This window comes from Allostella sp. (assembly GCF_041913585.1).
GTDB lineage: Bacteria > Pseudomonadota > Alphaproteobacteria > ATCC43930 > Allostellaceae > Allostella.
The window spans coordinates 1-9,919 of record NZ_JAYSFE010000151.1 but is presented as its reverse complement, the minus strand read 5'-3'; the positions used below and the strand labels follow the sequence as shown (position 1 = coordinate 9,919).

At 71.8% G+C, this 9,919-nt stretch carries 13 protein-coding genes; 3 read left to right on the top strand and 10 right to left on the bottom strand.

The window, feature by feature from the left end:
• The coding region (locus tag ACE3Q3_RS20915) for a GFA family protein (protein WP_374449203.1) at window positions 1-451 on the top strand (451 nt) is incomplete at its 5' end.
• 17 nt (window positions 452-468) lie between these two features.
• On the opposite strand, the gene ACE3Q3_RS20910 is transcribed toward ACE3Q3_RS20915, so the two are convergent.
• The 5 genes from ACE3Q3_RS20910 to ACE3Q3_RS20890 are packed head-to-tail and all read right to left on the bottom strand — an operon-like array spanning window position 469 to window position 3,420.
• Window positions 469-930: a GNAT family N-acetyltransferase gene (locus ACE3Q3_RS20910; protein ID WP_374449201.1), complete on the bottom strand. Its 462-nt coding sequence runs from the start codon at window positions 928-930 to the stop codon at window positions 469-471.
• 4 nt (window positions 931-934) lie between these two features.
• Window positions 935-1,699, bottom strand: a complete 765-nt coding sequence (locus ACE3Q3_RS20905) for an HAD-IIA family hydrolase (RefSeq protein ID WP_374449199.1) — start codon at window positions 1,697-1,699, stop codon at window positions 935-937.
• A complete protein-coding gene (locus ACE3Q3_RS20900; protein WP_374449197.1) occupies window positions 1,696-1,938 on the bottom strand; it encodes a DUF1272 domain-containing protein in 243 nt (80 codons plus the stop codon). The genes ACE3Q3_RS20905 and ACE3Q3_RS20900 overlap by 4 nt, the downstream gene beginning before the upstream one ends.
• A gap of 11 nt (window positions 1,939-1,949) precedes the next feature.
• Entirely contained in the window at window positions 1,950-2,702 is a 753-nt protein-coding gene (locus ACE3Q3_RS20895) for an SDR family oxidoreductase (RefSeq protein ID WP_374449195.1), read from the bottom strand.
• A gap of 34 nt (window positions 2,703-2,736) precedes the next feature.
• Window positions 2,737-3,420 (bottom strand): aspartate/glutamate racemase family protein, encoded by a 684-nt coding sequence (locus tag ACE3Q3_RS20890; RefSeq protein ID WP_374449193.1) that lies wholly within the window; start codon window positions 3,418-3,420, stop codon window positions 2,737-2,739.
• A 122-nt stretch (window positions 3,421-3,542) separates the two neighbouring features.
• Between ACE3Q3_RS20890 and ACE3Q3_RS20885 the strand changes: the two genes are divergently transcribed.
• Window positions 3,543-3,785 (top strand): hypothetical protein, encoded by a 243-nt coding sequence (locus tag ACE3Q3_RS20885; RefSeq protein ID WP_374449191.1) that lies wholly within the window; start codon window positions 3,543-3,545, stop codon window positions 3,783-3,785.
• Here the strand turns inward: ACE3Q3_RS20885 and ACE3Q3_RS20880 are convergent.
• Genes ACE3Q3_RS20880 through hydA form a run of 5 tightly spaced genes read right to left on the bottom strand, consistent with a single transcriptional unit; the run spans window position 3,733 to window position 9,215 of the window.
• Window positions 3,733-4,731 (bottom strand): DUF697 domain-containing protein, encoded by a 999-nt coding sequence (locus ACE3Q3_RS20880; protein WP_374449189.1) that lies wholly within the window; start codon window positions 4,729-4,731, stop codon window positions 3,733-3,735. The genes ACE3Q3_RS20885 and ACE3Q3_RS20880 overlap by 53 nt on opposite strands.
• Entirely contained in the window at window positions 4,728-6,137 is a 1,410-nt protein-coding gene (locus ACE3Q3_RS20875; RefSeq protein WP_374449187.1) for a YcjX family protein, read from the bottom strand. Before ACE3Q3_RS20875 ends, ACE3Q3_RS20880 begins: the two co-directional genes overlap by 4 nt.
• A 15-nt stretch (window positions 6,138-6,152) precedes the next feature.
• On the bottom strand, window positions 6,153-6,788 hold the full coding sequence (locus tag ACE3Q3_RS20870; protein WP_374449185.1) for a flavin reductase family protein: 636 nt from the start codon (window positions 6,786-6,788) through the stop codon (window positions 6,153-6,155).
• A gap of 7 nt (window positions 6,789-6,795) precedes the next feature.
• Window positions 6,796-7,731, bottom strand: a complete 936-nt coding sequence (locus tag ACE3Q3_RS20865; protein ID WP_374449183.1) for an N-carbamoyl-D-amino-acid hydrolase — start codon at window positions 7,729-7,731, stop codon at window positions 6,796-6,798.
• A gap of 23 nt (window positions 7,732-7,754) precedes the next feature.
• Window positions 7,755-9,215: a dihydropyrimidinase gene (gene hydA / locus ACE3Q3_RS20860; RefSeq protein ID WP_374449181.1), complete on the bottom strand. Its 1,461-nt coding sequence runs from the start codon at window positions 9,213-9,215 to the stop codon at window positions 7,755-7,757.
• A 140-nt stretch (window positions 9,216-9,355) separates the two neighbouring features.
• On the opposite strand from hydA, the gene ACE3Q3_RS20855 reads away from it, so the two are divergent.
• On the top strand, window positions 9,356-9,919 hold a 564-nt coding region (locus tag ACE3Q3_RS20855; protein WP_374449179.1), incomplete at its 3' end, for a dihydrodipicolinate synthase family protein.

Here is a 9,919-nt window from a genome sequence, read left to right as displayed (position 1 = left end):
CCGGGGGGCGATCATGAAAGTCGACGGCCAGTGCCATTGCGGCCATGTGCGCTTCGAGGCGGAGATCGATCCGGAGCAGGTCGTGATCTGCCATTGCACCGACTGCCAGGCCCTCTCCGGCACCGCCTTCCGCGTGGCGGCGCTGACCCGGAAGGGCGGCTTCCGGCTCCTCGCCGGGCAGCCGAAGATCTATCGCAAGGTCGCCGAATCCGGGTCGATCCGCCTCCAGTCCTTCTGTCCCGAGTGCGGCAGCCCGATCTCCTCGACGGCCGAAGGCGACGAACCGAAGGCCCACTCGATCCGGGTCGGCACCCTCCGCCAGCGCGCGCAGCTGGTGCCGAAGCTCCAGCTCTGGTGCCGCTCGTCGCTCGGCTGGGTGTCCGGCCTCTCGGAGATTCCGGCGCTGGCGACCCAGCCGGCCTTCGATCCGGCGGGCGGCATGAACCGCTGAGTCCGGGACCGCCGCCGTCAGCCGATGCGCTTTTCCATGAAGACCGACATCGGATCCTCCGGATAGTCGGCGAACGGCCCGCGCTCGCGGTAGCCGTTGCGGTGGTAGAGGGCGAGCGCCGGGTGGCTGAGGGGGCCGGTCTCGAGCTGGAGCGTGTGCACCCCCTCCGCCCGCGCCGCCGTCTCCAGCACCGACAGCAGCCGCTGGCCGACCCCGCGGCCGCGCGCGGCGTCGGCGACGAAGATGCGCTTCAGCTCGCCGAAGCCGCCGCCCCGGATCACGACCGCGCCGCACCCGACGGCGGCGCCGTCGATGCGGGCGACGAAGAACCGCACCTCCGGCCGGGCGAGCTGGTCCGGGTCGATCAGATAGCTGCTCTCCGGCGGGTAGAGCGCGCGCGAGTAGGCGTCCGAGCCGCGCAGCAGCTCCGCCACCTCGGGGAGATGGGGCGACTCCCGGGCCAGGATGACGTCGCGCACGGGGTCAGAGACAGGAAACGAGGTCGGCGACGCCGCCGACGGTACCGCGCGGACCGACCATGATCTTGGGGATGCCGAGCCCGTCGGCGCCGGCCCCGTCGGTGTCCGGATTGTCGCCGATCATGACCGCCTCGTCGGGCCCGACCCCGGCCCTGGCGAGCGCCGCCAGGAAGAGGCCCGGCTCCGGCTTGCCGACGATCCGCGGCCGCGCCGCGGGCACGCAGGCGGCGAGCGCCGCCATCAGGGCACCTGTCTCCGGAACCGGGCCGCCGTCGCTGTCGGGATGGATGCGGTCCGGGTTGGCGACCAGCCAGCGGGCGCCGCCGTGCAGCACCCGCGCCGCCCGGTGCAGGCGCTGGTAGGAGAGCCCGGTGTCGCGGGCGAGCGCCAGGATCGGCGCCTGCTCGTCGTCGGTGAGGGCGAGGCCGCGCGCCTCGGCATAGGCGGCGAGCGAGGGCGCCGCGACGAGGAATGTCGCCTCGCCCGGCGCCTCGGCGGCGATCGTGTCGACCATCACCGCGCCGGCCAGCGACACCCGCCTGGGTTCGACCACGAGGCCCTGGCGGTGGAACTTCTCCGCCATCGAGTCCGGCGTGTCGGTCGAGTTGTTGGAGACGATGAAGGCGCGGGCGCCGAGCGCCGCGAGGAAGGCTCCCGCCCCCGGCAGCGCGACGCCACCCGCCACCAGCACGCCGTCGACGTCGATCAGGACCGCGCGGGCGCGGCCCAGCAGCGCCCCGGCGCGCGCCCGCTCCTCCGCCGGGATCATCGGCCGCAGCGCTCCGGGCGGTGGATGCGCTCGGTCGAGGCCGGAAACGTCGCGAGCTTCTCCGCCGGCCGGACCGGCCGCGGCACCAGTTCGCCGCCGCAGTTGGGGCAGCGTCCGCCCAGCACCGTTTCCGCGCAGTCGCGGCAGAACGTGCACTCGAAGGAACAGATCCGCGCCGCGCGGCTGTCGGGCGGCAGGTCGCGGTCGCAGCACTCGCAGCCGGGTCGGAGTTGCAGCATCGGCCTTCCCCTCAGAAGGTCGCCCGGCCGCCGGAGATGTCGAAGGTCGCCCCGGTCGAGAAGGAGCAGTCCTCCGACGCCAGCCAGGCGACCAGGGCCGCCACCTCCTCGACCTTGCCGAAGCGCGCCATCGGGATCTTCGAGAGCATGAAGTCGATGTGCTGCGGGGTCATCTGCTGGAAGATGTCGGTCTCGACCGCCGCCGGGGTGACGCAGTTCACCCGGATGCCCGTCCCGGCCAGTTCCTTTCCGAGCGACTTGGTCAGCGCGATCACGCCCGCCTTCGAGGCGCTGTAGTGCGAGGCGTTCGGGTTGCCCTCCTTGCCCGCCACCGAGGCGATGTTGACGATGCGGCCATAGCCGGTCTTCAGCATCTCCGGGACGACGTTGCGGCAGCAGAGGAACGGCCCGACGAGGTTGACGTCGATCACCTGGCGCCATTCCTCGGGCGAATATTCCCAGACCTTCATGTTGCCGCCGGTGATGCCGGCGTTGTTGACGAGGATGTCGATGCCGCCGAGCGCGGCGACGGTGCGGGCGGTGGCGTCGGCGACCGCGGCGTCCTCGGTCTGGTCGACGGCGACGGCGATCGCCCTGCCCTTCGCGCCCAGCGCCGCGGCGGCGGCATTGGCGGCGGCGAGGTCGCGGTCCCAGACGGCGACCGCCGCCCCGCTCGCGATCAGGCGCTCGGCGATGGCGAGCCCGATGCCGCGGGCACCGCCGGTGACGGCGGCGCGGCGGCCCTTGAGGTCGATCTGGTTCATGGTCCTCCCGGGAAGTGTGCTGCGTGATCTTGTTTCAGGCCGACGCACGGCCGCCGGTGCGCCAGCCGAGACGGATGGCGCCGATCGCCATGGTCGCCGCGGCCTGGCTGGGATCGACGACGGGGACGCCCAGCGCCTCCTCCATGCGCGCGCGATAGCGCGCCATGCCGGCGCAGCCGAGCACGACGACGTCGGCGCCGTCCTCGTCGCGGAGCGCCCGTCCGGTCGCCACCAGCCGGTCGAAGGTGCGGCCCTCGTCGGCCAGTTCGACGACGTTGAGGCCGACCGCGCGGTCGCCCGCCACCCGCTGCGACAGGCCCATGGCGCGGACGAAGCGCATGTGGCGCGCCACCGAAGCCGGCAGGATGGCGACGATGCCGACGGCGCTGCCGAGATTGAGGGCGGTCGTCAGGCCCGATTCCATGATGCCCAGCACCGGCCGGTCGGTCGTCTCGCGCGCCGAATGCAGGCCCGGGTCGGAGAAGCAGGCGATGACGAAGGCGTCGGTCGCGTTGTGCTCGCGCTCGATCAGCCGGCAGAGCGGCGGCACGACATGGTCGACGTCGCGCTGGCTCTGGATGCCGGGCGGCCCCTCGGCGAGGGTGGCGCAGTCGATGCGCGGCCCGTCGGCGAAGCGCAGCGGTGCCATGGCGGCGTCGATGCCGCGGGTCACCGCCTCGGTGCTGTTGGGGTTGATGACCAGGATGCGCTGCGCCATCGGCTCGCCTCCGCCGCTTCGATCGGAAAATCCGATCGGGATCATAGCGGCGGCGCCGCCGGCCGCCAGCCGGGGAACGGGTTTTGCGTGCGGATTTCGACGGGAGTAAGAGGAAACGCCCGATGCCGCTCGACGATCCCGATCGCCCGCCGCCCGCCGCCCCGCCCGGAATCGGCCACAACAACGGCCCGCCGATGGACGCGATGCCGGACTGGCGCCTCACCTGCTGGCGCAAGGCCTACCGGCGGGCCTGGAAGTCGCCGCCGCGCGAGGTGCTGATGCGGCAGATGAAGCGGGCCGAGGAACTCGGCCTCACCCATCGCGAGTACGTGCTGCGCTGGATGGATTCGGGGAAGTGGACGTGACCGGCTCGTCGGCCGCCTTCAGCGGTACCGGCCGGCAGACGATCATGGCGAGCCGGCCGATGCGCTGCATCCGCTGCGCGGCGAGACCGCTCGCCACCGCGTCGCCGGCGAAGCGCGCCAGCCAGTGGCCGACCATGCGGGTGCCGAAATGGGCGACCGCGTTGGCGGTGCCGGCAATGCTGGCGCTGACCAGGATCCGGCCGACGAGGTGACGGGTGGCGGCCAGCCCCGGCCGGTGGCCGTAGATCGCCGCGATCTCGCGCACCAGCCGCAGGCTGCGGGCGACGAAGGCGAGCGTGTCGAGCGCCGCCGACGGGCTGACGACGTTGATCGCGAACACTTGTCCGACCGCCCTCCAGGTGGCGCGCTCGGCCTCGAGGTCGAGCGGCCGCAGCACGGTGCGCTCGAAATGGTCGATCACCTGGGCGTTGCCGTGGTGCGGCTGCACCTGCCGGCGCCAGGCGGCGAGCCGGGCCCGCGCGGGACCGCCCTGGCCGAGTGCCGCCGCCGCCTCTTCCAGCGCCGCCACGATCACCCCCTGCGGCTGGCCCTCGACCGCCGCGGCGGCGAAGCGGCCCTGAACCTCGGGCAGGCGGCGCAGGCGGCGGAGCTGGCGCATCTCGGCGCCGAGCCACCACAGGACGGCCGCCAGACCGACGCCGGCGACCCCGGCCGTCGCCCAGCCGAGCGCGGCATCGCGGGCGAACTGGTCGTGGACGAAGCCGGCCATGTCGAGCCCGAGGAGGCCGACCACGAGGATGCCGATGCCCCACAGGCCGGCGCGCACGGGCGAACGGCGCGCCGCCGCCGGCTCCACCGGTACGGGCAGGATCGGGTCGGGCGGCCGGTCGGCGATTCGCCCCTCCGCCCCGGTCTCGATCACGAGCGGGCCGAGCGGCGGGGCGTCCTCATGGGACGAGCGTTGCCAGGGCGGTTGCGTGGTCATCGCAGGCGATCCGCAAGCAGGAAGTCGAGCGCCTCGTCGAGCCCGACATGGCCGATCCCGGTGGCGGCATCGGGATCGAGGCGCGGCGGCTGGAAGCGCGGCATGGCGAAGAAGGGCCGGCTCCAGAACCGGTCGCCGGCCTCCGGCGGCTTGATCGGAATGGTTCCGGGAAAGAACTTCACCTGCCGGAAGCCGGTCAGCGGCACGCCGCGCACGACCGGGGTCGGCCGGCCGTCGAGCAGCGCCTCGTCCTCCTCGGTGCAGCGCACGGACGCCAGCGCGACGACCGCGGTCTCGGCGCCGCGGCTGTCGGCATCGAGGATCGGCGCCCGCAGCAGCGTCGCCAGCAATTGCCGCAGATGGTCGCGCTGCAGCGCCGGTACGTGGTCGGCCTTGGTCGCGGCATAGAGGACCCGGCCGATGCGTGCGCCGAAGAGCCGTGCCAGCAGGCCGCCGCCGACCCGGAAGGCGCCGGCGATCTCGGTCAGGGTGCGCCCCGTGTCGGCGAAGGCCGCCTGCCCGGCATGGAGCGCCTGCAGCAGGTCGACGAGCACGATCTGGCGGTCGAAGCGGCGGAAGTGCCGGTCGAAGAAGCGCTCCCGCGCGGCCCGCTTGTAGGCCGCGAAGCGCCCCGCCATCGCCGCACCGAGCGATCCCGCCCCGCCGCCGGGCGGCAGCGGACAGAAATGCAGCAGCGCCGGATCGCTCCAGTCTCCCGGCTGGAGGAAGCGCCCGGGCTGGAGGTGTGCCATGCCGAGGCGATCCCGGCACCGGACGAGGTAGCCGCGATAGAGGTCGTGGGCGCGCTCCGCCACCAGTTCGTCATGGGCGACGGTCGGCGGATGCGCGGCGAGGAACGCGAGCCAGTCGGCGGCCGCCTCCGCCCGCGGCTCCTGCCGCGCCATCGCCAGCATGTCGGCGGACCAGGCGGCGAAATCGCGATCCAGCATCGGCAGGTCGAGCAGCCATTCGCCCGGATAGTCGACGAGGACGACCCGCAGCGTCGCCTCGGCATCGCTGCGGTGGAGGAAGCCGCCGGGACGGAAGCGGATGTCGACGGCGATCTCGGCGACGTCCTGGGTGCCGTCGGGCCAATGCGGCGGTTCGGCGGCCATGGCGCGCAGGTTGCGGGCGAAGGGGAAGGTCGGGATATCGGCGGCGACCGGCAGCGCCACCTCGACGCCGGTCACCCGCGCCGCGAGGTCGTCGGCCGCGCCGAAGAGGGGCAACCGCGCCGGCAGCCGCGGAAAGGCCAGGAGGTCGTGGATGAGCGCCGTGATGAAGACCGACTTGCCGGACCGGCTCAGCCCCGTCACCGCCAGGCGCAGGGTGCCGCCATGGATGGCACGGGTGGCGAACCCCGGCAGCTTCAGGTCATCCCAGCCGATCTGCGGCAGCCGGATCATGGCCCGTCCCCGGCCTCAGCCCTCGCGCGCGAGCCACTCCGCGTAGCTGATGCGCCGCAGGTCGAAGCGGTCGGTGGTGCGGACATAGGAGATGCCGCCGAGCCGCCCGACGATGTCGAGGCGGGCCGGGTCGAGGCGCAGGCGGTCGATGTCGGCAAAGGCATCGTCCCGGATATGGAGATGCACGACCTCGCCCACCAGGATGCTGCGGCCGTTCGGGCCGATGTCGACCACGGTCGCGGTCCGGCATTCGAGGCTGGCCGGCGCCCCGGCGATGCGCGGCGCCGCCACCTTGGTCGAGGGCAGCGCCGTCAGCCCGGCGGCCGCCAGTTCGTTCTCGCCCGGCGGGAAGTCGGCAGCGCAGACGTTCATCGCCTCGGCCATGGCGAAATCGACCATGTTGACGACGAACTCGCCGCTTTCGCGCGGGAACTGCACGCTGTCCTTGGGCGTGCCGTCCGGCCGCGCCTCGATGCCCAGCACGACCAGCGGCGGCGTCTGGCTCATGACGTTGAAGAAGCTGAAGGGCGCGGCGTTGATCCGGCCCGCCCGGTCGCGCGCCGTGACGAGCGCGATCGGGCGGGGCACCACGACCTGGATCAGCAGCTTGTAGCGGTCCGCCGCCGGCAGGGTCGCGAAGTCGAACTCCATGGCCGGTTCAGGGCGGCGGGACGGCGCCGGTGCGCTCGACGATGAGGCCGTAATGCTCGACGCGCCGGTGCCGGGCGAAGTTGAAGACGCTGGTCTTGATCGGCACCGTCTGGTCGAGGTCGATCGTGTAGACGAGGAGTTCGTCGCCGAGCGTCGAGGCGACGGCGACGAGTTCGCCGGACGGCGCCACGACGCAGGTGCCGCCGATCAGCATGCAGCCTTCCTCGACGCCGGCCTTGGCCGTCGCCACCACCCAGGTACCGTTCTGGTAGGCGCCGGCCTGGCAGGTCAGGTAGTGGTGCATCATGCGGTGATGGCCGGGCTCGACGATCGCCGCGTTGAACTCGGGCGTGTTGTAGCCGAGCATCACCAGCTCGACGCCCTGGAGGCCCATGACGCGGAAGGTCTCGGGCCAGCGGCGGTCGTTGCAGATCGCCATGCCCATGATGCCGCCGAACGCCCGCCACACCGGCCAGCCGAGATTGCCGATCTCGAAATAGCGCTTCTCCAGATGCTGGAACGGCCGCTGCGGCTCGTACTCGGCATGGCCGGGGAGGTGGATCTTGCGGTACTTGCCGACGAGGTTGCCGTCGGGGCCGACCAGGATCGCGGTATTGAAGCGGCAGGTCCGGCCGCCCTCCTCCGCCAGTTCGGCGTAGCCGAGATAGAAGCCGATTCCGAGCCGCTTGGCCTCGTCGAAGAGTGGCTGCACGTCGGCGTTCGGCATCGACTTCTCGAAGAAGGCGTCGATCTCGTTCGGGTCCTCGAGCAGCCAGCGCGGGAAGAAGGTGGTCAGCGCCAGCTCCGGAAAGACCACCAGCTTGACGCCGCGCGAATGCGCCTCGCGCAGCAGGTCGAGCAGGCGCTTGACCACCTGCGGGCGGGTGTCGGCGCGCTGGATCGGGCCGAGCTGGGCGGCCCCCACGGTGAGCAGTCGGGACATGAAACCCTCTTGGTCTGTTCGGATCAGAGGCCGGGGAGCCGGCCGGAGACGGGATCGAAGCCGGTGATGCGGCGCCCGGTCGAGCGGGCGAGCGGCGAGCGGTCGCAGGGCAGGAAACGGCCGCGGCCGCGCGCCTCGGTCACCTTGCCGTCCTCCGCCACCACCTCGCCGCGCGAGATCGTGATGACCGGCCAGCCCTTCACCGTCACCCCCTCGTAGGGCGTGTAGTCCATGGCGTCGTGCAGGTCGGCCTGGCGGATGGTGACTTCGCGGTCGGGGTCCCAGATCGCGATGTCGGCATCGCCGCCGATCGCGATCGTGCCCTTCCGCGGATAGAGGCCGTAGAGCTTGGCGGCGTTGGTCGAGGCCAGCGCCACGAACTGGTGCAGGTCGATCCGCCCCTCGGAGATGCCGTGGAAGAGCAGCGGCAGCCGCGCCTCCAGCCCCGGCACGCCGTTCGCCACCTTCTTGAAGGGCGGATTGGCCCCATGCTTCATCTTCCCTTCGGGGTCGTTGTAGCGATAGGGCGCGTGGTCGGAGGAGAAGACCTGGAAGACGCCCTGGGCGATCGCGTCCCAGACCTTCTGCTGGTTCGCCTTGTCGCGCGGCGGCGGGCTGCACATGCACTTCGCACCCTCGAAGCCCGGTTTGTCGAGGTCGTCCTCGGTCAGGTAGAGGTACTGGGGACAGGTCTCCCCGAAGACCCGGGTGCCGCGATTCTGCGCGATTCGGATCTGTTCGATCGCCTCGGCCGAGGAGACGTGGACGATCAGCACCGGCACGTCGACGAGTTCGGCCAGGGCGATGACGCGGTGCGTCGCCTCGCGCTCGGCGGTCCTGGCATGGGCGACCGCGTGGAACTTGGGTTCGGTCAGGCCGGCATCGGTCAGCTTGTCCGAAAGCCAGGCGATGATGTCGTGGTTCTCGGCATGGACCATCGTCAGGGCGCCCTCGCGGCGCGCGATGGCGAGAACGTCCAGCACCTGCCGGTCGTTCAGCTTCAGCATGTCGTAGGTCGTGTAGATCTTGAACGAGGTGTAGCCGTCGGCGATCAGCGCCGGCAGTTCCTGGCCCAGCACCGTCTCCGTCGGGTCGGAGACGATGAGATGGAAGGCGTAGTCGACGACCGCCTTCGGCGTCGCGCACTCGTGGTAGTCGCGAACGACCTGGCGCAGCGACATGCCGCGGTGCTGCGCGGCAAAGGGGATGATCGTCGTCGTCCCGCCGCCGGCCGCCGAGCGGGTGGCGGAATAGAAGTCGTCGGCGGTCATGACGCCGCTCGAGGACTTCTGCTCGACATGGCAATGGCTGTCGATGCCGCCCGGCAGCACCAGACGGCCGGCCGCGTCGATGTCGCGCGCGCCCTTCTCCAGCCCGCGACCGAGCGCCACCACCACGCCGTCGCGGACCCCGATGTCGGCATCGAACTGGTCGGACGCGGTGACGACGCGGCCGTTGCGGATGACGAGGTCGAAGGCGGACATCGGGTCTCCTCGGGGACGGGCATGGCGACGGTCGATGCCGCGATTATACCGGCGCCGTCCCGGCCCGCACGGCTTTTGCCGGCCGCCCGGAATTCTGCTACCTCAAGGGACAATCCGTTCCCCCGGCAAGAGGAAGCCCCATGGCCACGTCCGCGACCACCCGTCCCCAGGGCGTCTACGCCGCCGTGCTGACGCCGTTCGACGCCAACCTCGAGCCGGACGTGAAGGCCTTCATCGCCCATTCGCGCTGGCTGCTCGCCAACGGCTGCGACGGGCTGGCGCCGCTCGGCACGACGGGAGAGGCGAACTCGCTGTCGGTCGACCAGCGCCTGAAACTCATCGAGGCGTCGGCCGAGGCCGGCCTGCCCGGCGACCGCACCATCTTCGGCACGGGCTCCTGCTCGCTGGCGGACGCCGTCCGCCTGTCGCGCGCCGCCGTCTCCTCGGGTGCCGCCGGCGTCCTGCTGCTGCCGCCCTTCTACTACAAGAACGTCGACGAGGACGGGCTCTTCGCCTTCTTCTCGGAGGTGGTGCAGCGGGTCGGCGACGCGCGCCTGCGCATGTACCTCTACCACTTCCCGCAGCAGGCGGTGATCCCGATCACGCTGGCCCTGGTCGAGCGCCTGAAGAAGGCCTATCCGGGCGAGACGGTGGCCGGGCTCAAGGACAGCTCCGGCAAGTGGGACAACACCGAATCCTTCATC